The following is a 21,277-nucleotide window of genomic DNA, read 5'->3' on the forward strand; positions in this document are numbered from 1 at the left end:
GGAATCAGTTGGGGGCCGCCCACGCGTCCGGCGACGCGCGGCGGCGGCGTACGGGGACGCGAGCGTCGGGGGTGCGCGTCAAGTGGCGATTGACATGCCTCTCGAGACGAGCGGCCGGAATGGTGAGCAGCGCGACCAGCACGACATAGACGACAGCCGCGCCGACCAGCGGCTCGTACACGCGCAACGTCTCGAAGCGCAGCGTATTGGCCGTTCCCATCACGTCGAACACCGTCACGGTCGACGCGAGGACGGTCGATTTCAGCAGCAGGATCGCCTCGCCGGTGAGCGCGGGCAGCGCGAGCCGCCACGCGCGCGGGCCGACGATGCGGCGCAGCACCTGCACGCGCGTCATGCCGTATGCGTGCCCGGCTTCGATCTCGCCGGCCGGCACGCCGGCGATCGCGCCGCGCAGGATCGTCGCGACATACGCGCTCTCGTTCACGCTCAACGCGACGATCGCGTACCAGAACGCGTCGCGCAGCAGCGGCGACGCCCAGCTGTCGCGCATCCATTCGCGCGGGACGATCTGCCCGAATCCGTAGTAAAGCAAGTAGAGCTGGACGAGCAGTGGCGTGCCGCGAATCAGCATGAGCCAGCCGCGCGCGGACCAGCGCAGCGGCGCATGGCGCGCGCCGGCGGCGAGCGCGAGCGGCACGCCCAGCAGCACGCTGGCCGCGCCCGACACGAGCGTCAGCGCGAGCGTCGTCGGCACCGCGGCGAGCAGCTTCGGCATCACCGTGTCGAGCAGGAATGGCAGCGAGAAGATCATGCGGTTGCGCGCCTCGTGCCACGGTTCGCGTGGCGCTCGAGCGCCGCGAAGAGTCCCGTCGACGCGATGCTCAGCAACAGGAACAGCGCGGCCGTGACGAGATAGAAGAATACGTAGTGGCGCGTCGCGCCGGCCGCGAGCTGGCTCGCCTTCAGCAGATCCGTGAACGAGCCGAGCACGCTGATGAACGACGCATCCTTGGTCGCGTTCAGCCACACGTTACCCGTGCCCGGCAACGCGAGCCGCGCGGCGGCCGGAAGCCGAATGCGCGCGAACGTCTGCCACGGCGTCATCCCGTACGCATGCGCGGCTTCGATCTGCCCGGCCGGCACGTTGACGAGCGCCGCGCGGAAGATGTCGGTCAGATACGCACCCTGGATGAACCCGAGCGACAGCGCCGCGACGAGGAACGGCGGGAACGCGAAGCCGTCGGGCGCGAGGCCGCCGCGGTGCAGCGCGGCCTCGACGGCGGGCGCGAGCGCATAGAACGCGAGCAGCAGGCACAACAGCTCGGGCAGCGCGCGCACCAGCGTCGTGTAGAGCCGCGCGAGCCACGCGAGCGGCGCGTGGCGCGACAGCTTGCCGAGCGCGCCGGCGATGCCGAGCAGCACGCCGGTGCCGAACGACGCTGCCGCGACGCCGAACGTCAGCGCGAACGCGCCCGCGAACACGCGGCCATAGCCGCCGTCGCCGAATGCGAGCAACGCGAGCAGCGAATCGTCCGCGGCCATCGCGTCAGCGGCCCTTCTCGATCGTGCCCTTCAGATTCGGATAGCGGGCGGTGATCGCATCCCACGTGCCGTCCTGCTGCAGTTGCGCGATCGCGGTCGACAGCTTGCCGCGCAGCGCATCGCCCTGGCGCACGCCCGCGCCGATGCCGAGGCCCAGCACCGGATTGTCCGCGCAGGTCGCCTTGACCTCGAAGTCCTTGCCGTCGCGCGACGCGAGGAATGCCGTAAACAGCCCCTTGCCTTCCTGCACGTAGTCGACCCGGCCGGACACCAGATCCGCGAGCGCGTTGTCGAACTTGTCGAAGGCCTTGATCTGCGCGTCCGGCTTGAAGCGGGAGTCGAGGAACGCCGAGAAGTTCGTGCCGGCCTCGACACCGATCACGCGGCCCTTGAAGCTCGCGGGCACCGCGCAATCGACACGGCGCCGGTCGCTCTTCGCGCCGACGAACACCGTCGGCGACTCGTAATAGGCACGGCTGAAATCGATCGCCTTCTGCCGTTCGCCGGTAATCGTCATCGACGACCAGATCACGTCGATCTTGCGGTTCTGCAATGCCGGGATCAGGCCGTCCCATGCAATGTCGGTGAGCTCGCAGCGCACGTTCAGTTTGCCGCACGCGGCATCGAGCAGGTCGATTTCCCAGCCTTTCCACTTGCCGGCCGCGTCCTTCGAGAAGAACGGCGGATACGACTCCGCGTCGATGCCGACGCGCAACGTCGGCTGGGCTGCATGGGAAGCCGGCACGAGGCCGAGTACGAACAGCGCGGCCGCGGCACGGCGGACCCTGGAACGCATCAAACGATTCATGTGGCGCATTTCTGAAATAACGTCGAAACGACCGGCGTTGCAGCCGGCAGGAGGCCAGACTGTAAAGCGCGCGCAAGCGTGTACCAAATGGTTATTTTTTCGATGGATATCTGATCGCGCGATATGGCGCAACGGCGCACCGCCGAACGCGAAGCACGGTGCACCGTTCGGCCGTTCGCCCGCTCACGCCAGCGCCGTTTCGCGCTGCAAAGCCGGCAGCTCCAGGTTCGCGCGGAAATCGCCGCCCACGTAGTCGGTATCGAGCAGGTCGCGACGCCGCAACTCGGGCAGCAAGCCGTTGAGCAGCAGGTCTTCCTGATCGGGCTGGCCGAGCCCGTGCAGCGACAGCACGTCGACGAGCCCCGCGCGATAGCGCGCCTCGATCGCGTCGGCGAGCTGTTCGGGCGTGCCGGCGACGAACCAGTGGCCGGTCTCCTGGGCGCGGACGATCAGCTCGCGCAGCGTCAGCCGCTGGCGCGCATAGCCGACGAAGATCGCAACCCGCCCGCGCCGGCGATGCACGCTGTCGATGGCCGGCAGCAGCGACGCCGGCAACGGCTGGTCGAGCGGCAGGCCGCGCAGGTCGACGACGCCGCCGAGCATGTCGGCGAGCTTCAGCCTGCCTTGTTCGTAATCGATGCGTTCATGCTTGTCGCGCAACCGTCGCGCGACGTCGGCATCGGATTCGCCGATCACCGAATGAAACGAGTTCATCACGAGCGGCAGCCGGTCGCCGCGGCCGAACGCGGCAGCCTGCCGATGCAGCGCGGCGACGAACGCGCGCGCGTCGTCGTGCGTCGGCTGAGACGTGTAGACGACCTCCGCGTACCGCGCGCCAAGCGCTACGCCGCCGGCCGACTGCCCGGCCTGAAACAGCACCGGCCTGCGCTGCGGCGACGGCGGCACGTTCAGCGGGCCCTGCACCTGGAAGTGCTCGCCGTGGTAGTCGATCGCGCCGAGCTTGCGCGGGTCGACCGAAATGCCGCCGCCCTGAGCGCGCCGCGTCGCGCCCGGATCGTTCGCATCGAACAGCGCGTTGACGACTTCGACGAATTCGGCCGCTCGTGCGTAACGCCGTTCGGGGTCGGGCAGCGCCGCATCGCCGAAATTCTCCTCGCCGACCGACGACGTGACCGCGTTCCACGCGGCCCGCCCGCCGCTCACGTGATCGAGCGTACCGATCAGCCGCGCGAGGTTGTACGGATGGTGATACGTGGTCGATACCGTCGCGACGAGGCCGATCGCCGAGGTCGCCTGGCTCAGCGCGGCCAGCGCGACGATCGGCTCCTGGCTGCCGGTGGTGCCGGCGAGGCCGGCCGCATCGGCCTGCAGCAGGTCGGCGGTAAAAAGGCCGGTGATCTTCTCGGCCTCCGCCTTGCGTGCGAGCGACGCCGCGCGTCGCACACCGTGCGCGACATCCGGGTCGCCGGGTGCGTACAGCACGCTCGCCGCGCCGACGAGCGTCTTCAGTCGTCTGCGTGCGCCGCTCATGACGCGGCTCCGCTCGTCGCGCGATGGCGTGCGCTGCGCGTCGCGTTTCGTTCGCGTGGATCGTTCATCTGCACTCCTCGTGATTCCGTTTGATCGGCGGCCGCATGCCGGCATCGCGACGGCGAGCACGCTCGCGCCGGACCGTCCCGCATGCGCCGGGAACGCGCCGCGGGGCGCGCAGCCACCGACCATAACGCAAGCGCCCCGGTCGGCCGGAACGAATATTTTCGGCTTTCGATATTCTTCTTGATTGTTTGACCGTGCGAACGGCGGCGCAAAATAATTCGGCATGCCAAACCCGTTGATCAGGCCGCTTCGACTCGCGCCGATCGCTTCATCATGACGTTCGACGCCATCCGCTCCGACTCCGATTCGTCCGCTCCGTCCGCTCTGTCCGCGTTGCCGTTCCGCGTGAGCGTGCTCGACAAGAGCCCGGTCGCGCCGGGAGAAACGGCCGCCGACGCGCTGGCGCGCAGCGTATCGCTCGCGCGCTTCGCCGACACCGCCGGCTATCACCGCTACTGGCTCGCCGAGCATCACGACACCGCCGCGCTCGCGTGCCCGTCGCCGGAGATCCTGATCGCGCACGTGCTCGCGCATACGCGGCGCATCCGCGTCGGCTCGGGCGGCGTGATGCTGCAGCACTACAGTCCGTACAAGATCGCCGAGAACTTCAACCTGCTCGCGTCGCTCGCACCGGGCCGCGTCGATCTCGGTATCGGCAAGGCGCCAGGCGGCCTGCCGCTGTCGACGCGCGCGCTGCAGGCCGGCTACGATCCGGCCCGGCGCGCGTCGTTCGCCGACCTGGCCGACGCGCTGAATCGTCATCTTCGACACGACGGTACACGGCCCGACGCATCGGACACCTCAGACGCGGACAGCACGACACCGCACGCGACGCCGCTGCCGCCCGTACCCGCACGACCGTTCCTGCTCGGTGCGAGCGTGCAAAGCGCGGAACTCGCCGCACGGCTCGGCTGGACGTTCGTCTATGCGTCGCACCTGAATGCGTCCGCAACGGATCTCGAACGCACGTTCGACGCGTATCGAAGCGCGTCCGGCGGCCGCACGCCGCTGCTCGCGGTCTCCGCGATCGTCGCGGCAACCCGCGACGCCGCCACGCAACTCGCGCACGGACATCAGGGCTTTCGCGTGCAGGTGGGCGACACGCCCGCCGTCAACGTCGGCAGCCTCGAACAGGCGCATGCCTACCTCCGCCAGGCCGGCGGCGGCCCGCACCGGATCGATCCGCGCGAAACGCGGATCGTGCACGGCACGCGCGACGACGTGCTGCACGAACTGGATGCATTGCATCGCCGCCACGGCGTTGCCGAATTCATCGTCGACACGCCTCTCGCCGATGCCGCACCGCGAATTGCGTCGCTGCGGCTGCTGGCCGGCGCGTCGGCCGACGAGCGCGACGCGGCGGCGGCGCGGCACCAGCCCGATGCGCGCGGTTCGCGCGAGCGCGCGACGGCGCGGCAACCGGACTTCGAGGGCATCGCGCGATGACCGATACGATCCGCATCGCCGGCGCCGCCGACGTGCCGGCCCTTTATGCGCTGCTGCAGGATGCGTATGCGCCGCTCGTGCCGCAGGGCGTGCATTTCACGATCACGCGCTCGCCGATCGAACGCGTCGCGCAGACCGTCGCGCGCGAAACCACGTTCGTGCTCGAACACGCGACACCGGAAGGCCGTCCGGCCCTCGCGGCCACGCTGACCGTGCGGTTTCCGTGGGTATCCGGCGAACGCCATCGCACGCCGTATCCGTTCCTGCACTGGTTCGCGGTCGCCCCCGCGTACAAGCGGCGGGGATTCGGACACGCGCTGCTCGCGCACGTCGAGACGCAGTTCCTCGCGGCGCAGCTCAAGGCACCCGCGACCTGTCTCGCGACCGCGACCAACCATCCGTGGCTGCAGCCGTACTACGAACGCAATGGCTACGTGCCGTTCGATCGCTCGACGAACGCGCTCGGCACGCCGCTCGTCTGGCTGCGCAAAATCCTGATCCCGGATCTCTGTCCGGACCTGGCGGCGGACGATACCAACGCGCACGGCGCGCCGCTCCACGCGAACGCGTGACGCCCCGTCCGCCGGGCTTCGCCCCCCCCCCTGCTACCTCCTTCGTGAAAGGCTTCCACGCATGACATTCGCATTTCCGGATTCCACTCTCCGCGCTTCGCGCCGCACCGCTTCGGCCGCAGTGCTGCTCGCGCTCGCGTTGCCGTACGCGGCCTTCGCACAGGGCACGCCCGTCTCCGGCGGCACGCTGACCTGGGGCGTCGAGACGGAGCCGCGCACGCTGAATCCGCAACTGAACGGCCAGGACAAGGTCGAGCTGCTGCTGCGCAACGCGTACGAAAGCCTGCTCGCGCAGAAGCCGGACGGCAGCTACGTGCCGTGGCTCGCGACCGGCTACAAGGTTTCCGCCGACGGCAAGACCTACACGTTCACGCTGCGCGACGGCGTGAAGTTCACCGACGGCGCGCCGTTCGACGCGAAGGCCGTCGCCCGCAACTTCCTGAATGCGCGCGAACTGTCGTACTCGGCCGGCAGCCAGCTCGCGCGGCTGATCTCGCACGTCGCCGACGTGAAGACGCCCGACGAGCGCACGGTCGCGATCACGCTCGACGCGCCGTATGCGCCGTTCCTGACGTTCGCCGGCCGGCTGCCGCTGCTGTCGCCGAACGCGTTCGAGCGGCCAAGCCTGAAGTCGGGCGGCACCGATATCGCGGGCACCGGCCCGTTCATCCTGCGCCGCTACGTGAAAGGGCAGGAAATCGAGTTCGCGAAGAATCCCGACTATCGCTGGGCGCCGCCGACGGCGGGTCACCAGGGCCCCGCGTATCTCGACCGGGTCGTCTACCGGTTCCTGCCCGAATCGTCGGTACGCACCGGCGCGCTGCTGTCGGGCCAGGTCGACGTGATCGAAGGCGTGTCGGGCAACGACGCGGCGCTGATCCGCAAGAACGCCGATTTCACCTACCGCCGCGCGCTGAACACCGGCACGCCCTATTCGCTGTTCCTGAATGTCGCGTACGGTCCCACGCAGGACGTGAAAGTGCGCCGCGCGCTGCTCGAAGGGCTCGACACGAGCGGCATCGTGCAGTCGATCTATCGCGGCGAACGCACGCGCGCCTGGGGCGTCACGTCGCCGATCGATCCGTTCTACGACGCGTCGATCGAGAAGACCTACGGCAACAATCCGAAGCTCGCGAATCAGCTGCTGGACGAAGCCGGCTGGAACGTCCGCGACAGCGGCGGCTACCGCACGAAGAACGGCGAACGGCTGACGATCGCGGTGATCCAGGCGCAGGCGACGGTGCGCGACCAGCGCGACGTGCTGCTGCAGGCACTGCAGGCGCAGGCACGGCAGCGACTCGGCGTCGACCTGAAGATCCAGTACGTCGACGACGGCACGTACGTCGAAGCGCGCAAGAGCGGCAAGTTCGGCTCGATCGCGAACTCGAACACGCCGCCGGACGGCATCGACATCGAAGGCCACTACCTGCCCGTCGATCGCGGCGGCGCGCTGAACTACAGCCGTGCCGCGGCGCCCGAGCTGACCCGCTGGCTGCAGGCGGCCGCGCGCACGCAGAACGTCGCGGAACGCAGGAAGCTGTACGGCGAGCTGCAGCACTTCGCGCTCAACGAGCAGGCGTACGCGGTGCCGCTGTACGAGCCCGAAGACCAGATCGCCGCCGCGAAGGCGGTCCAGGGGCTGCGCTTCCGCTCGTTCGCGCAGATGCCCGAGAACCCGTACGACGTGTGGGTGAAGAAGTAAGCGGGCGCGCGTCGACCGCGCTCCCTCGCACACCGCGCCGAACCGACAGGAGATTTCACATGAACCCTTCGCCTTCCGCTCCCGTCCCCGTCCCGGACGCGCGGCCGGCCGCACGACCGCCGGCTGCCTGGCGCCGCTGGCCGCGTTCGCCGGTCGCGACGCGGCTCGCGACCGGCGCGCTCGTGCTGTGGGCCGCGGTCACGCTGTCGTTCGCGGCGGTGCATCTCGCACCGGGCGATATCGTGAGCATCCTGATCGGCGAGCAGCTGAGCACGCCGGAAATCGAAGCGGCGATCCGCCAGGAATGGGGGCTCGACGAGCCGCTCCCGCTGCAATACGTGCACTACCTGTGGCGCGTGCTGCACGGCGAGTTCGGCCGCTCGTACATCCTGAACACCGACGTCGCGCCGCTCGTGCTCGGCCAGCTGTGGCCGACGCTGAAGCTGACGGGCGCGGCGCTCGTCGTGACGATCGCGTTCTCGGTCGGCCTCGCGGTGCTGACCGCCGGCCGCCGCTGGGCCGGGCGTGCCGCGTCCGGCGTCGAGCTGCTGCTCGCGTCGACGCCTTCGTTCTGGCTCGGCATCATGCTGCTGTTCGTGTTCAGCTTCACGTTGAAGCTGTTCCCGGTGGCCGGCGATCGCGGCTTCGCGTCGCTCGTGCTGCCCGCGCTGTCGCTCGGGCTCGCCCAGGGCGCGGTGATCGGCCGCGTGCTGCGGCAAGGCATCGAGCGCGCGCTCGACGAACCGTACGCGCTCACGGTGCGTTCGTGGGGCGTCGGCGGGCTCGCGCTGCGCGTGCGCCATGCGCTGCGCCACGCGGCGCTGCCGGCCGTCACGCTCGCCGGCTGGCTCGTCGGCGGCTTGCTGAGCGGCGCGGTGATCACCGAACAGGTGTTCGGCCGGCCCGGCCTCGGCAAGGTGACGGTCGACGCCGTGCTGTCGAAGGACATGCCGGTGATCCTCGCGATCGCGATCCTGTCCGCGGCGATCTATGTCGCGCTCAGCACCGCCGTCGACCTGCTGTACCTGCTGATCGATCCCCGGCTGCGCGATCGCCGCGCAGCCCGCTGAACCGGAGGCTTCGATGTCCACGCCCGTCGATCTCGCGTTGCGCGCCCCGGCGACATCCGGCGCCGCCGGCTGGCTGCGCCGCCACCCGGGCCTCGCGCTCGCCGCCGTCTATCTGCTGCTGAACGTGGTTGCCGTCGTCGCACCCGGATGGCTCGCACACTACGACCCGCTGGCGGCCGATCCGCTGTCCGCGCAGCTCGGCAGCAGCGCCGAGCACTGGCTCGGCACCGACCAGCTCGGCCGCGATGTATTCTCGCGGGTCGTGTACGGCGCCCGCTACTCGCTGTCGATCAGCGCGGCCGCGATCGGCGTTGCGACCGTGTTCGGCACCGTGCTCGGTTTGTTCGCCGGCCTCGCGCGCGGCTGGCTCGACGAGCTGATCACGCGCGTGCTCGACGTCGTGTCCGCCTTCCCCGACCTGCTGCTCGCGCTGATGCTGATCTCGTTCACCGGCCCCGGCGCGGTCAATCTCGTGTTCGCGCTCGGCGTCGCGTCGGTGCCGCGCTTCGCACGCGTGGTGCGTGCGCAGACCTTCGTCGTCGCGGCATCCGGCTATGTCGAGCACGCGCGCACGCTCGGCCTCGCACCGGCGGTGCTGGTGTGGCGGCACGTGTTGCCGCACGCGATCGCGCAGGTTCCGGTACTCGCGACGATCGGACTGGGCACCGCGATCATCGGCGCGTCGGGACTGAGCTTCCTCGGCATGGGGCCGCAGCCGCCCGCGGCGGAATGGGGATTGATGCTCGCCGAGGGCCGCAACTATCTGTACAACGCGTGGTGGATCGCGGTGTGGCCCGGCCTCGCGATCACCGCGGCCGTGATCGCCGTGAATGCGCTCGGCGGCTACTGGCAGGCCCGTTTCGAACGCCGGGAGGCCGCATGAGCACGATTGCATCCACTGCGCCGGCAACGCCGACGCGCGCCGCACCACTGGTCCGCATCGAAGGCCTGACGATCGGCTTTCGCGGCACGCACGGCACGCGGCCCGTCGTCGGGCCGCTCGAGCTCGCCGTGCATGCCGGCGAATGCGTCGCGCTCGTCGGCGAATCGGGTTCCGGCAAGTCGGTCACCGCACGCAGCCTTGTCGGGCTGAACGGACCACACGCGGTGCTCGACGCCGCCCGCTTCGAGATCGCCGGCGCCGATGCGCGCGGCCATCGCGAGCGCGACTGGCGCGCGATACGCGGGCGCCGGATCGGCTACGTGCTGCAGGACGCGCTGGTGTCGCTCGATCCGCTGTGGCGCGTGCGCGACCTCGTGGCCGAGGCGCTGCGCGACACGCGCGGGCGCGACGTCGCGGCGCGCAGCGCCGACCTGCTGCGCGCGGTCGGCATCGACGACCCCGAGCGGCGGCTGCCGCAGTATCCGCACCAGTTGTCCGGCGGCTTGCGGCAGCGCGTGCTGATCGGCACCGCGATCGCGGGCGGCGCATCGCTGCTGATCGCCGACGAGCCGACCACCGCGCTCGACATGACCGTGCAGCGCCAGATCCTGTCGCTGCTGCGCGCGCGCCGCGATGCCGGCGACGCGGTGCTGTTGATCAGCCACGATCTCGCGGTCGTCGCCGAGCTCGCCGATCGCGTGCTCGTGATGCGCGCCGGCCAGGTCGTCGAACAGGGGCCGGCGCGCGACGTGCTGACCGCGCCGGCGCATCCGTACACGCGCGAATTGCTCGCGGCGATTCCCACCGCGGCATCGCGCGGGTTCCGGCTCGCGACTGCCGCGCGCGTTCCGCTGCCGCCGAAGCGCATCGATGCGCATGCACCGGTACTGGCCGTCGACGCGCTGACGAAACGCTACGGCGATCGCACCGCGCCGGCCGCGGTCGACGGCGTGTCGTTCACGCTCGCGCGCGGCGAGACGCTCGGCATCGTCGGCGAATCGGGTTCCGGCAAGTCCACGGTCGCGCGCATCGTGCTCGGGCTCGTCGAGCCGGACAGCGGCTCCGTCACGCTCGACGGCCAGCCGTGGAGCGGTGTGCCGGAAGCCGCACGGCGCGCGCGGCGCGCCCGGCTGCAGCTGATCGCGCAAGACCCGTACAGCTCGTTCGACCCGCGCTACCCGGTCGGGCAGATCGTCGGCGAAAGCCTCGACGCGGCCGGTATCCGCGGCGATGCGCGCCGCCGCCGCGTGCTGCAACTGCTCGACGAGGTGCAACTCGGCGCCGGCTGCATCGACCGCTACCCGCGCGAATTGTCCGGCGGGCAGCGGCAGCGCGTCGCGATCGCGCGCGCGTTCGCGTCGAACCCGGCGCTGCTCGTCGCGGACGAGCCCGTCAGCGCGCTCGACGTGTCGATCCAGGCGCAGGTGCTGGATCTGCTTGCCGATCTGCAGGCCGAGCACGGCACCGCGATGCTGTTCATCTCGCACGATCTCGGCGTCGTGCATCACGTCGCCGACCGGATCCTCGTGATGCGCGGCGGCCGGGTGGTCGAAAGCGGCCCGGTCGAGCGCGTGTTCGGCGCGCCGTCGCACCCGTACACCGCATCGCTGCTCGATGCGCTGCCGACACTGCCGCCGCTGGCCGGCGCGCATGCCGCGCCGCCGCTCGCCGCTCTCGCATGAACCTTGCCCGTCCTCACCGAACCGCCACCATGAGTCAACCGATCCACACTACTCCCCGCCAGATCCATCTCGGCGCCATCATCCAGGGCGCATCCGGCAACATGTCCGCGTGGCGCCATCCGGATGCGGTCGCCGACGCGAGCATCAACGTCGACTTCGTCCGCACGCTCGCGCGGCAGGCGGAGGCGGCCAAATTCGACCTGCTGTTCGTCGCCGACGGGCTGCACATCAACGCGAAGTCGATTCCGCATTTCCTGAACCGCTTCGAGCCGCTCACGCTGCTGTCGGCGCTCGCGCTCGTCACCGAGCGGATCGGGCTGGTCGGCACGCTGTCGACGTCGTACAGCGATCCGTTCACCGTCGCGCGGCAGTTCTCGAGCCTCGATCATCTGAGCGACGGCCGCGCCGGCTGGAACGTCGTCACGTCGCCGCTCGAAGGTTCAGCGAAGAATTTCTCGCGTGGCGCGCACCCGGAGCACGCGCTGCGCTACCGGATCGCGTCGGAATTCCTGACGGTGACGAAAGGGCTTTGGGATTCGTGGGAAGACGATGCATTCGTGCGCGACAAGGCAAGCGGCGTGTTCTTCGATCCGGCCAAGCTGCACACGCTGAATCATGTCGGCGAGTTTTTCTCGGTGGCCGGGCCGCTGAACATCGGCCGCTCGCGGCAAGGTCGCCCGATCCTGTTCCAGGCCGGCGCGTCGGACGACGGCAAGGGCGTCGCGGCGGAACACGCGGACGCCATCTACACGCGCCAGGAGACGATCCCGCTCGCGCAGGCGTTCTACGCGGACGTTCAGCGACGGCTCGCCGCGCGCGGCCGCGCGCCCGACAGCCTGAAGGTGTTCCAGGGCATCAGCGTGATCGTCGCGGCGTCGGCCGCCGACGCCGAAGCGCAATACCAGGACACCGCGCGGCTCGTGACGATCGACAACGCGCTCGACTATCTCGGCCGCTACTTCGATCACCACGATTTCTCGCAGTACGCACTCGATGCACCGTTTCCCGACCTCGGCGACCTCGGCAGCAACCAGTTCCGCAGCACGACCGACTCGATCAAGCGCGACGCCGCCGAACGCGGCCTGACGCTGCGCGAGGTCGCGCTCGAGGCCGCCACGCCGCGCCCGAGTTTCGCGGGCACGCCCGAGCAGGTCGCCGACGGGTTGCAGGCGTGGGTCGACGCGCGTGCGACGGACGGCTTCATCGTACGCGGCGGTACGCCCGCCGCGTTCGCCGAGTTCGCTGCCCGGGTCGTGCCGATCCTGCAGGAGCGCGGCGTGTACCGGCGCGATTACGCAGGCGCGACGCTGCGCGAGCATCTCGGGCTGCCGTATCCGCCGAACCGGCACGCCCGCGCGGCATGAGCGGCAGCGCGTCGTGCGCGTGGCCGGGCCTTGCGTGACGGCCGTGTCGCACGACCCGGCTGCCACGCATGCCGCGGGGAGTTTCATGCCGCCGCGTAGCGATTGCGCGGGTAGGTTACGTCCAGATGGTCGCGCAAGGTCTCTCCCTGATACTCGGCACGGAACAGCCCGCGCTGTCGGAGAATCGGCACCACCTGTTCGACGAAATCGGTGAATGCCGAAGGCGTCCCGCCACCGACGATGAAACCGTCAGCCGCACCGGCCTCGAACCATTCCTGCAAGCCATCCGCGATCTGCTCCGGGGTCCCGATGAAACGCGGGCGCGGCGCAGCCGATTCGAGCGCGACCTCGCGCAGCGTCAGGCCGCGCTCGCGCGCATTGCGCTTGATCTCGTCCGTCCCGCTGCGGAAACTGTTGCTGCCGAGGTCGCCGATTTCCGGAAACGGCGCGTCGAGCGGATACTGGCCGAAATCGTGATGCTCGAAAAACCGGCCGAGATGGTCGAGCGCGCTTTCGATCGTGATCAGTGTCAGGCTCTCCTGGTATTGCCGTTCCGCGTCCTCGGCAGAAGCGCCCACGATCACGCCGATGCCCTGGAAGATCTTCAGGTCGTCGGGATGCCTGCCGTGCCCGCTCACCTGGCGCTTGAGATCGGCATAGAAATCGCGCGCCTGAGCCAGCGTGTCGTGATGCGTGAAGACCGCATCCGCATGCTTCGCCGCGAGCTGCTTGCCCGCATCCGACGCGCCGGCCTGGAACAGGACGGGACGCGCCTGCGGCGTACGCCCGACGTTCAGCGGCCCCTCGACGGAGAAATACTTGCCCTTGTGATCGAGCGTATGGAGCTTGGCCGGATCGAAGAACACGCCGCTCGCGCGGTCGCGCACGAACGCGTCGTCCTCCCAGGAATCCCAGAGCCCCTTCGTGACCTCGAGATATTCGTCGGCGATCCGGTAACGTTCGTCATGTTCGGGATGCGCGGTGCGCGAAAAATTCCGCGCGGAACCTTCGAGCGGCGACGTCACGACGTTCCAGCCCGATCGCCCCCGGCTCAGGTGATCCAGGCTCGCGAACTGCCGGGCAACCGTGAACGGTTCACTGTAGGACGTCGACAGGGTTCCCACCAGCCCCACCCGTTCCGTGACGGCCGACAGCGCCGACAACAGCGTGAGCGGCTCGAACCGGTTCAGGAAGTGCGGAATCGACTTCGCGTTGATATGCAGGCCGTCCGCCACGAATACGAAATCGAACTTGCCCGCCTCGGCCTGGCGGGCCACGTTCTTCGCGAAGTCCGGGTTGATGCTTGCGTCGATCACCGCGTCGGGGTGCCGCCATCCCGCGTAATGTCCACCGGGTCCGTGGATCGTCGCGCCAAGATGAATCCGCCTGGAACGCCCGTTCGCCCGCTCTGCCTGCGCTTCGCTCATGATTTCACTTTCATTGGTTGTACTGATGTTGTGAGAAACTACGTTTCCTGTTCCGCTTCATCCGCTTCGTCTTCATCGGCACGGCGGTGCGGGAAACGTCGCTTGCCTGACGATCGGCACCCGGCCGCCCCGCTCCGGCACCCGAGCGCTCGACGAACCTTCCGCGCGACTCATTGCATGTACTGTTCGTTGCCGATCAACCCGATCTTCGTCGCCCCTTCGCGCTGGGCCGACGCCAGCACTTCGGCCACCGCCCGGTAAGGCGCCGCCTTGTCCGGGCGCAACCGGATCTCGTCCTGGTCCGCCTCGGCCGCCACCTCGCGAAACTTCGCGTCCAGCGCCGCCCCGCCCCGCACGGCCGCGCCGTTCCAGTTGACCGAGCCGTCCGCGCCGATGTCGATCTGCACCACCTGAGGCGGATGCGGCGGGACGGGCGGATTCCCGACCGGCAAGTTCATCTTCACCGAATGCATCTGGATCGGGATCGTGATGATCAACATGATCAGCAGCACCAGCATCACGTCGATCAGCGGCGTGGTGTTGATGTCCACCATCACGTCCGGCTCGTCCCTGCTCGCGCCGGAACCTGCGTTCATACCCATCGTTCGAACTCCCTAGCCGCCCCGTGCGGGGGGCTGAGTAATGAAGGAAAGCTTGCCGATCCCGGCCCGCTCGCACGCCGTCACGACCTTGCCGATGTACTGATACGGCGTGGCCTGATCGCCACGGACGTGCACGTCCGGCTGCGGCGTCTGCGCGGATAGGTCCTTCAGCCGCGCCACCAGCGTCTGCAGGTCCACATGCTCGGTGCCCCAGAAGATGTCGCCCTGCCGGTTCACCGCGAGCTCGATGCTTTTCGGCTGCGTCTGCAGCGGCTGGACCCGCTCCTTCGGCAACTGCACCTGGATCGTATGGGTCACCACCGGGATCGTGATCAGGAAGATGATCAGCAGCACCAGCATCACGTCCACGAGCGGCGTCGTGTTGATCGCCGAGATGACCTCGTCGTTGTCGTCACCGCCGACACTGATCGCCATGACAGCCTCCGCTCACGACTGAACCGCCAGCGCCTGCGGCGCCGGTGCCGCGGGCGTCGCGCTGCTGCCGGCCGCGCGCCGGCCGCCCGCGAGCAATACCGTATGCAACTGCGCGCCGAAGTCGCGCACGCGCTCCATCACGGACTTGTTCCGGCGCACGAGGAAGTTGTAGCCGAGCACGGCCGGTACCGCCACGGCGAGGCCGATCGCGGTCATGATCAGCGCCTCGCCCACCGGGCCGGCGACCTTGTCGATCGATGCCTGGCCGGCGATGCCGATGGCCGTCAGCGCGTGATAGATGCCCCACACCGTGCCGAACAGCCCGACGAACGGCGCCGTGGATCCCACGGTGCCCAGAAACGCGAGGCCGTCCTGCAGCCGGTTCGACACGTTGGTGATCGAACGCTCGATGTTCAGGTCGATCCAGGTATTGCGATCGACCGAATCGAGCAGCGCCGTGTCGTGATGCTCCCCGGCCTCGATCGCGTTCTCGGCGATGAAACGGAACGGCGACGCATCATCGAGCTGGGCCGCGCCTTCGGCCAGCGTCGGCGCACTCCAGACCTGCTCGTCGGCCGATTTCGCGCGGCTGTTTGCCCGCACCTGCTCGAGGAACTTGGTGATCATGATGTACCAGCTGCCGAGCGACATGACCACGAGCAGCCCAAGGACGAAGCGGGCCACGAAGTCGCCGTTCGCCCACAGGGCACCGAGGCCATACGGGTTCTCGACGGTTGCCGACGTCGCGGGCGCGGGCGGCGGCGCCGAAAGATCGGCCGCACTGGCGGCAGCCGGTGCCGCCGCGGTCGGTGCCGCGCCGGATGCCGCCCGGCCGGGCGCCGATGCCGCTGCTTCCTGTGCGAGCACGGTGTGCGGTGCGACCAGGGTGCCGCCAATGCCGGCGGTGATCATCAGACTTGCCGCAAGTGCGGCGCGAAAGCGCTTTTTCATAAGGACTCCATCCGTATACGTCGTGTGTCGATTCGTGAAGCCGGCCAGCTCGAACGGCGTGCGGCCGGCATCAATTCAGATTGAAGGAAAACGGTACCCGCACCCGCACGGGCTGCCCCTGCGCAATGCAGCGAAAGCGCTTGACCGCACTGAGCGCCGCCCGATTGAGCACCGGGTCGGCCGGCTGCGCGAGCCTCAGGTTCGTGACGCGACCGTCCGGGTCCACCGTAAACTCGACCGTCACATCGCCCGTGATGTTGTTGTCCTGCGCGTCGGGCGGATAGACGATCGACGAGCGGACTTCGTCCGAGTTCGGGCAGACGACGCCCACCTCCTGGTTCACCGGCCTCGCGACCGGCGCCGGCGCAGGCACCGGCGCGGGCGGCGCCTCGTGCACGGGTGCGCTCGGGGCCGGCGCGGCCTGGTGCGTGATGGTCGGCGGCGGCGGCGCCTGCACGTGCACCTCGGGCGGCGGCACGAACGGCGGAGGCGGCGGCGCCACCCGCGGCTTCGACACGACCTTCTCGACCGGCTTCGGCGGCGGCGGCGGCGGCGGTTTCACCGGCACGATGATGCGAGTCTCGATCGGTTGCTGGACGATCTCGACGACCCGGGTCGCCAGACCGTTCACCAGCGCCCAGATCAGGACGAGATGCAGGCCGATGGCGATCGCGATGCCGCCGAAGCGACGGACCGGATGGGTCCGCTTGTTGCCGAACTGGCGCGGACGGCCGATTGCCGCGAGTCGGGTTTGAGAAGCGCTAGTCATGTTCAGTCCAATGGCAATAAGGTCGGGCGTTCGGCGCCGCCTGACATCGGCGCGCCGGCGCACGGACGACGGCGCAAGCGATTCGCCGGCGCGTGACCGCCCCGCGTGCGTGGCGGCGAGACGGTCCCGGCCCGCGCGGCCGTATCCGCCCCGTCGCCGATTCCGGTCACGCACGCCGCCCGACGCATGTCGTGTCGCTCCCGTCAGGCCGCGACCGGCTCTCGCCGGTCGGCCGGACGCCAGCCGAGTGCCGGGGCGATACACGTGACGAAATCGTCGAGAATCTGCCGGTAACTTTCGAACGGCAGGTCGTAAGGCAATTCCAGGCGCAGTTCCCGCACTTGTCCGACCACGGGGTCGGCAAGCAGCCGCTCCACGATCTCGTCCGAGGTGCCGACGAGATCCGGTGCGAAGAGCGTGCGCCGTTCACCCTGCGGCGCCAGCGTGCGGGCATGGCGCGCGTCGGCAAACGCCCGATAGCGTTCACGCTCCCGCGCATCTGCACTGTCGGTCGGGACGATCACCCGGCCCAGCGCGATACGGGGTGCGGCGGCTTCGCTCCAGTGACGGCGGTACAGCTCGAGCTGCCGAAGCTGGGCGTCGACATAACTGTCGGTTCCCTCGCCCGTGGTCAGATTGCCGATCAGCAAGTTGAAGCCGTTTCTGGCGGCCCACTCGATCGAGCGCCTGGAACCGCCCCCATACCAGAGCCGGTCCGTCAGACCGGGCGCATACGGGCTCACCCGCGGCCGCACCCGGCCGGCGGCCGATTCCACGAACGTGTCGTCGTCACCGAGCCAGTCGCCGGCGAGATTGCGACGCAGGCGTGCCACCCGTGCGTGCGAGAAGTCGACCAGGTCGGGATCGGTGTCGAACAGCCGCTCGCCCAGCAGCGCGCCGTGATTCGGCGCGCCTGCGCTGAGCCCCACATTGAGCCGGCCGTTCGACAGCACGTCCACGGTCGCGAGATCCTCGGCGAGCCGGAACGGATTCTCGTAGCCCATCTGGATCACCGCCGTGCCGAGCCCGATCCGGCTCGTCCGCTGGCTCGCCGCCGCGAGAAACGTGGCGGCCGAGGACACGGCGCGCTCGAGATGACGCTGCCGCACCCAGGCACTGTCGTAACCGAGCGCCTCGCCGACGCGAAACAGTTCGAGCGTCCGCTCGAATCCGGCGGCGGCGTCCTCGTCGGGATAATTCCCCGGTGTGAGGAATGCAATGTGATCGATTCGTCCGTTGCTCACTTTTTCATCCTTCGTCATTTGCCACGGTGTCGATGCGTTGTCGTGCCGGCCGCAAGCCGGGAGACCCGCACATGACTACGACAGCACCCTGGACAGGAACTCGCGCGTACGCGGATGCGATGGCGCCGCCAGCACCGCCGACGGCGGCCCCGACTCCACGATGCGTCCGCCGTCCATGAAAACGATCGTGTCGGCCACTTCGCGCGCAAAACCGATCTCGTGCGTGACGATGATCAGCGTCGTCCCGGAACGGGCAAGCTGACGGATCACGTCGAGCACTTCGTTGACGAGCTCCGGGTCGAGCGCGGAAGTCGGCTCGTCGAACAGCAACACCTTGGGCTTCAGCGCGAGCGCGCGGGCGATCGCCACGCGTTGCTGCTGCCCGCCGGACAGCTGACGCGGCCACGCATCGGCCTTGTCGGCCAGGCCCACGCGGGCGAGCAGCGCGCGTGCTTCCGCTTCCGCCCGTTCGCGCGGCAGGCCGGCCGCGACCGGCGCCTCGACGACGTTCTGGAGCACGGTCAAATGCGGGAACAGGTTGAAACTCTGGAACACCATGCCGACCTCGGCGCGGCGGCGCAGGATGTCCTTTTCCTTGAGTTCGTGGAGCGTGCGCCCGTCGCGGCGATAGCCGACCAGTTCGCCGTCGATGTCGATGAAGCCCTCGTCGACACGCTCGAGGTGGTTGACGGTACGCAGCAGCGTCGACTTGCCGGAGCCCGACTGCCCCAGAATGACCGTCACGCTCCCGGACGGGATGGCCAGCGAAACGTCGTCGAGTACCTTCTGCGCCCCGAAGCGCTTCGATATGCGATGAATGCCGACGGCCGCCCCGACGCGCTGTTTCGCCCAGCCGGTCGTCTCTGCACCCGCCGCCGCGTCGTCCGGCTGGCTGCCCGCCACCGCGGCCGGGGAAAGCAGCGTCTCGAGCGAACGGAAACCTTTGCGCAGGAATGCGGAAACCGGCGACACGGCCACCGGGTCGCGCGTCGCACCGCGCGCATAGTGGCGCTCGATATGAACCTGGATCGCGGACAATACCGTCAGGATCACCAAATACCAGACGGTCGCGACCATCAGCATCGGAATCACTTCCAGGTTGCGGTGGTAGATGATCTGGACCGTGTAGAACAGATCCGGCATCGCGAGGATATAGACGACCGCGGTGCCCTTCGCCAGTCCGATCACGTCGTTGAACGCGGCAGGCAGGATCGCGCGCATCGCCTGAGGCAGCACGATGCGCCAGGTCTGCCGCGCACGCGGCAGGCCGAGCGCCGCCGCGGCCTCGCGCTGCCCGTGGTCGACCGACAGGATGCCGCCGCGGATCGCTTCCGCCGCAAACGCGGCCTGGGTCAGCGTCAGTCCGAGGATCGCTGCCATGAACGGTGTGATCAGATCCGTGGTCGGGCCGTGCAGGAACACGATGTTCGTGAACGGAATCGCGAGCCTGACCGTGTCGTACAGATAACCGAGATTGTTCAGCAACAGCAGCAGGACGATGGTCGGAATCGAACGGAACAGCCAGATGTAGGCCCACGCGCACGAGGACAACAGCGGCGAGCGCGAAAGGCGCGCCAGCGCGAGCGGAACGGCCAGCGCGAAGCCGAGGACCGCGCCGAGCGCCGTCAGCAGCAGCGTCTGCCCGAGCCCCGCGAGCACGGCTTCGGAGAAAAACCACTGCGCAAAGACTTTCCAGCCCCAGTGCGGGTTGTCGAGCACCGAATAGAGAACGGCAGCGATCAGCACGATCGCCGCGGCGGTCCCGAGCGTCCTTGCCGGGTTGCGGGCGGGAACGACCCGGTATTGCGCGTAGTCGGGTGGCGCCGATGACGCGCCTTCGGCCACGAAGGGTGCATGACCGGCAATCCTGGAAATATCGTTCATCACGCTGCCTTTGCGCATGTCGTGTCGATCCGTCACGCAGTCTCTGCGGTTGCGTAACGGCTCGCGCGGCGCGGCAGGCCGAGATGGTCCCGCAGCGTGGCGCCCGGTAGCGCACGCTGGTAGCGGCCCCGTGCCTCGAGTGCGGGAATCACGTAACGGACGAAATCCTCGAGCCCTTCCGTCTGCACCTGGAAGCCGAGAATGAAGCCGTCGGCCGCGCCCGCATCGAACCAGCGGATCAGTTCGTCCGCGACCGTCTCGCCGGTGCCGATGAACCCGGGCTTCGGCGTTGCCACGTCGAGCGCCACCTCCCTGAGCGTCGGCCCGTTTCGCCTGGCCTCGTCCTTGATGCGATCGGTCGTGGAACGGAAACTGTTCCTGCCGAGCTCGCCCAGCTCCGGAAACGGCGCATCGAGCGGATACTGCGAAAAGTCGTGATGCTCGAAAAAGCGGCCGAGATAAGCGAGCGCCTCGTCGATCGTGAGCAGATCGCGAATCGCGCGGTACTTCTCCTCGGCTTCTTCGCGCGTCGCACCGACGATCGGCCCGATACCGGGGAAGATCTTCACGTCGGTGCGCGCGCGGCCGTGCGCCTCCGCGCTGTCGCGCACGCGCTCGGCAAATGCGCGCGTCTCGTCCAGCGACGGCGCGTGCGTGAACACGGCATCGGCATACTTGCCGGCCAGCGCGATACCGTCATCCGACGCTCCCGCCTGGAAAATCACCGGCTGCCCCTGCGGCGAACGCTGGATGTTGAGCGGCCCGGCCACCTCGAAAAAGCGGCCCTTGTGGTTCAGCGGGTGCAGCTTGTCGCGATCGAAGAAGCGGCCGCTCGCGCGGTCGCGCACGAACGCGTCGTCGTCCCAGCTGTCCCACAGGCCCTGCACTGCCTGCAGGTATTCATCGGCGATCTCGTAACGCAGCGCGTGATCCGGATGTGCGCCGCCGTAGTTCTTCGCCGAGCCTTCGAGCGGCGAGGTCACGACGTTCCACCCGGCGCGCCCGCCGCTGATCAGGTCGAGCGACGCGAACTGGCGGGCGACCGTGAACGGATGGCTGTACGACGTGGACAGCGTGCCCGCCAGCCCGATCTTCGACGTGGCCGTCGCAAGCGCGGACAGGATCGAGATCGGCTCGAAGCGGTTCAGGAAATGCGGGATCGACTTCTCGTTGATGTAAAGGCCATCCGCGACGAACACGAATGCCACGCCGTTGGCTTCGGCCGTCTGCGCGATGCCGGTGACGAAGTCGATGTTGACGCTCGCATCGGCAGGGCCGGCCGGATGCTTCCACGAATTCATGTGGCCGCCTGCGCCATGCAGCATCAGGCCGAAAGTGAGGTTGCGTTGGGTCATGTTCGAATCCGCGGTCTGAAGAA

General features: G+C 68.8%; 19 protein-coding genes. 7 read left to right on the forward strand and 12 right to left on the reverse strand.

Annotation, left to right across the window (positions count from 1 at the left end):
- Positions 1–4: 4 nt before the first annotated feature.
- The 4 genes from U5A56_RS29540 to U5A56_RS29555 all read right to left on the reverse strand — a co-directional run bounded on the left by U5A56_RS29540 (position 5) and on the right by U5A56_RS29555 (position 3,802).
- Positions 5–772, reverse strand: a complete 768-nt coding sequence (locus U5A56_RS29540; protein ID WP_044848614.1) for an ABC transporter permease subunit — start codon at positions 770–772, stop codon at positions 5–7.
- Positions 769–1,503, reverse strand: coding sequence for an ABC transporter permease (locus tag U5A56_RS29545; RefSeq protein WP_044848615.1), 735 nt, complete (start codon positions 1,501–1,503; stop codon positions 769–771). Before U5A56_RS29545 ends, U5A56_RS29540 begins: the two co-directional genes overlap by 4 nt.
- Before the next feature lie 4 nt (positions 1,504–1,507).
- Positions 1,508–2,311: a transporter substrate-binding domain-containing protein gene (locus U5A56_RS29550; RefSeq protein WP_059496937.1), complete on the reverse strand. Its 804-nt coding sequence runs from the start codon at positions 2,309–2,311 to the stop codon at positions 1,508–1,510.
- Between the two features lie 183 nt (positions 2,312–2,494).
- The gene (locus U5A56_RS29555; protein ID WP_044848616.1) at positions 2,495–3,802 is read right to left on the reverse strand and encodes an NtaA/DmoA family FMN-dependent monooxygenase; all 1,308 of its coding nucleotides are present in this window, start codon (positions 3,800–3,802) and stop codon (positions 2,495–2,497) included.
- A 339-nt stretch (positions 3,803–4,141) separates the two neighbouring features.
- Here U5A56_RS29555 and U5A56_RS29560 point away from each other — a divergent pair, with 339 nt between their 5' ends.
- The 7 genes from U5A56_RS29560 to U5A56_RS29590 all read left to right on the forward strand — a co-directional run bounded on the left by U5A56_RS29560 (position 4,142) and on the right by U5A56_RS29590 (position 12,587).
- Entirely contained in the window at positions 4,142–5,314 is a 1,173-nt protein-coding gene (locus tag U5A56_RS29560) for an MsnO8 family LLM class oxidoreductase (protein WP_321925951.1), read from the forward strand.
- The gene (locus U5A56_RS29565) at positions 5,311–5,886 is read left to right on the forward strand and encodes a GNAT family N-acetyltransferase (protein ID WP_321925953.1); all 576 of its coding nucleotides are present in this window, start codon (positions 5,311–5,313) and stop codon (positions 5,884–5,886) included. The genes U5A56_RS29560 and U5A56_RS29565 overlap by 4 nt, the downstream gene beginning before the upstream one ends.
- 61 nt (positions 5,887–5,947) lie before the next feature.
- Positions 5,948–7,588 (forward strand): ABC transporter substrate-binding protein, encoded by a 1,641-nt coding sequence (locus U5A56_RS29570; RefSeq protein WP_044848618.1) that lies wholly within the window; start codon positions 5,948–5,950, stop codon positions 7,586–7,588.
- A 59-nt stretch (positions 7,589–7,647) separates the two neighbouring features.
- Positions 7,648–8,658: an ABC transporter permease gene (locus U5A56_RS29575; protein ID WP_321925956.1), complete on the forward strand. Its 1,011-nt coding sequence runs from the start codon at positions 7,648–7,650 to the stop codon at positions 8,656–8,658.
- A gap of 13 nt (positions 8,659–8,671) precedes the next feature.
- Positions 8,672–9,541, forward strand: a complete 870-nt coding sequence (locus U5A56_RS29580; protein WP_321925958.1) for an ABC transporter permease — start codon at positions 8,672–8,674, stop codon at positions 9,539–9,541.
- Complete coding sequence (locus U5A56_RS29585) at positions 9,538–11,223, forward strand: ABC transporter ATP-binding protein (RefSeq protein ID WP_321925960.1); 1,686 nt, start codon at positions 9,538–9,540, stop codon at positions 11,221–11,223. The genes U5A56_RS29580 and U5A56_RS29585 overlap by 4 nt, the downstream gene beginning before the upstream one ends.
- Before the next feature lie 29 nt (positions 11,224–11,252).
- Positions 11,253–12,587 (forward strand): LLM class flavin-dependent oxidoreductase, encoded by a 1,335-nt coding sequence (locus U5A56_RS29590; protein WP_321925962.1) that lies wholly within the window; start codon positions 11,253–11,255, stop codon positions 12,585–12,587.
- Between the two features lie 83 nt (positions 12,588–12,670).
- Here U5A56_RS29590 and U5A56_RS29595 read toward each other — a convergent pair whose 3' ends face one another.
- The 8 genes from U5A56_RS29595 to U5A56_RS29630 form a co-directional block, all read right to left on the reverse strand.
- Entirely contained in the window at positions 12,671–14,014 is a 1,344-nt protein-coding gene (locus tag U5A56_RS29595) for an LLM class flavin-dependent oxidoreductase (RefSeq protein ID WP_321925964.1), read from the reverse strand.
- Between the two features lie 170 nt (positions 14,015–14,184).
- Positions 14,185–14,616, reverse strand: a complete 432-nt coding sequence (locus tag U5A56_RS29600) for an ExbD/TolR family protein (RefSeq protein ID WP_059541747.1) — start codon at positions 14,614–14,616, stop codon at positions 14,185–14,187.
- A gap of 12 nt (positions 14,617–14,628) precedes the next feature.
- On the reverse strand, positions 14,629–15,051 hold the full coding sequence (locus tag U5A56_RS29605) for a biopolymer transporter ExbD (RefSeq protein ID WP_321803063.1): 423 nt from the start codon (positions 15,049–15,051) through the stop codon (positions 14,629–14,631).
- 12 nt (positions 15,052–15,063) lie between these two features.
- Entirely contained in the window at positions 15,064–16,002 is a 939-nt protein-coding gene (locus U5A56_RS29610; RefSeq protein WP_321925966.1) for a MotA/TolQ/ExbB proton channel family protein, read from the reverse strand.
- A 70-nt stretch (positions 16,003–16,072) separates the two neighbouring features.
- On the reverse strand, positions 16,073–16,771 hold the full coding sequence (locus U5A56_RS29615; protein WP_044848626.1) for an energy transducer TonB: 699 nt from the start codon (positions 16,769–16,771) through the stop codon (positions 16,073–16,075).
- Between the two features lie 203 nt (positions 16,772–16,974).
- Positions 16,975–18,033, reverse strand: a complete 1,059-nt coding sequence (locus U5A56_RS29620) for an LLM class flavin-dependent oxidoreductase (RefSeq protein WP_321925968.1) — start codon at positions 18,031–18,033, stop codon at positions 16,975–16,977.
- A gap of 57 nt (positions 18,034–18,090) precedes the next feature.
- Positions 18,091–19,899 carry an amino acid ABC transporter permease/ATP-binding protein gene (locus U5A56_RS29625; protein WP_321926052.1) on the reverse strand — a complete coding sequence of 603 codons (1,809 nt, stop codon included), beginning with the start codon at positions 19,897–19,899 and terminating at the stop codon, positions 18,091–18,093.
- A gap of 32 nt (positions 19,900–19,931) precedes the next feature.
- Positions 19,932–21,254, reverse strand: coding sequence for an LLM class flavin-dependent oxidoreductase (locus U5A56_RS29630; protein WP_321925970.1), 1,323 nt, complete (start codon positions 21,252–21,254; stop codon positions 19,932–19,934).
- Positions 21,255–21,277 lie beyond the last annotated feature (23 nt).

This window comes from Burkholderia sp. BCC1998 (genome assembly GCF_905339875.1).
Lineage (GTDB): Bacteria > Pseudomonadota > Gammaproteobacteria > Burkholderiales > Burkholderiaceae > Burkholderia.

Coding starts and splice junctions, on each gene's coding strand:
- U5A56_RS29540 (WP_044848614.1), bottom strand. CDS start 772: ATGATCTTCTCGCTGCCATTCCTGCTCGACACGGTGATGCCGAAGCTG.
- U5A56_RS29545 (WP_044848615.1), bottom strand. CDS start 1,503: ATGGCCGCGGACGATTCGCTGCTCGCGTTGCTCGCATTCGGCGACGGC.
- U5A56_RS29550 (WP_059496937.1), bottom strand. CDS start 2,311: ATGAATCGTTTGATGCGTTCCAGGGTCCGCCGTGCCGCGGCCGCGCTG.
- U5A56_RS29555 (WP_044848616.1), bottom strand. CDS start 3,802: ATGAGCGGCGCACGCAGACGACTGAAGACGCTCGTCGGCGCGGCGAGC.
- U5A56_RS29560 (WP_321925951.1), top strand. CDS start 4,142: ATGACGTTCGACGCCATCCGCTCCGACTCCGATTCGTCCGCTCCGTCC.
- U5A56_RS29565 (WP_321925953.1), top strand. CDS start 5,311: ATGACCGATACGATCCGCATCGCCGGCGCCGCCGACGTGCCGGCCCTT.
- U5A56_RS29570 (WP_044848618.1), top strand. CDS start 5,948: ATGACATTCGCATTTCCGGATTCCACTCTCCGCGCTTCGCGCCGCACC.
- U5A56_RS29575 (WP_321925956.1), top strand. CDS start 7,648: ATGAACCCTTCGCCTTCCGCTCCCGTCCCCGTCCCGGACGCGCGGCCG.
- U5A56_RS29580 (WP_321925958.1), top strand. CDS start 8,672: ATGTCCACGCCCGTCGATCTCGCGTTGCGCGCCCCGGCGACATCCGGC.
- U5A56_RS29585 (WP_321925960.1), top strand. CDS start 9,538: ATGAGCACGATTGCATCCACTGCGCCGGCAACGCCGACGCGCGCCGCA.
- U5A56_RS29590 (WP_321925962.1), top strand. CDS start 11,253: ATGAGTCAACCGATCCACACTACTCCCCGCCAGATCCATCTCGGCGCC.
- U5A56_RS29595 (WP_321925964.1), bottom strand. CDS start 14,014: ATGAGCGAAGCGCAGGCAGAGCGGGCGAACGGGCGTTCCAGGCGGATT.
- U5A56_RS29600 (WP_059541747.1), bottom strand. CDS start 14,616: ATGGGTATGAACGCAGGTTCCGGCGCGAGCAGGGACGAGCCGGACGTG.
- U5A56_RS29605 (WP_321803063.1), bottom strand. CDS start 15,051: ATGGCGATCAGTGTCGGCGGTGACGACAACGACGAGGTCATCTCGGCG.
- U5A56_RS29610 (WP_321925966.1), bottom strand. CDS start 16,002: ATGAAAAAGCGCTTTCGCGCCGCACTTGCGGCAAGTCTGATGATCACC.
- U5A56_RS29615 (WP_044848626.1), bottom strand. CDS start 16,771: ATGACTAGCGCTTCTCAAACCCGACTCGCGGCAATCGGCCGTCCGCGC.
- U5A56_RS29620 (WP_321925968.1), bottom strand. CDS start 18,033: ATGACGAAGGATGAAAAAGTGAGCAACGGACGAATCGATCACATTGCA.
- U5A56_RS29625 (WP_321926052.1), bottom strand. CDS start 19,899: ATGAACGATATTTCCAGGATTGCCGGTCATGCACCCTTCGTGGCCGAA.
- U5A56_RS29630 (WP_321925970.1), bottom strand. CDS start 21,254: ATGACCCAACGCAACCTCACTTTCGGCCTGATGCTGCATGGCGCAGGC.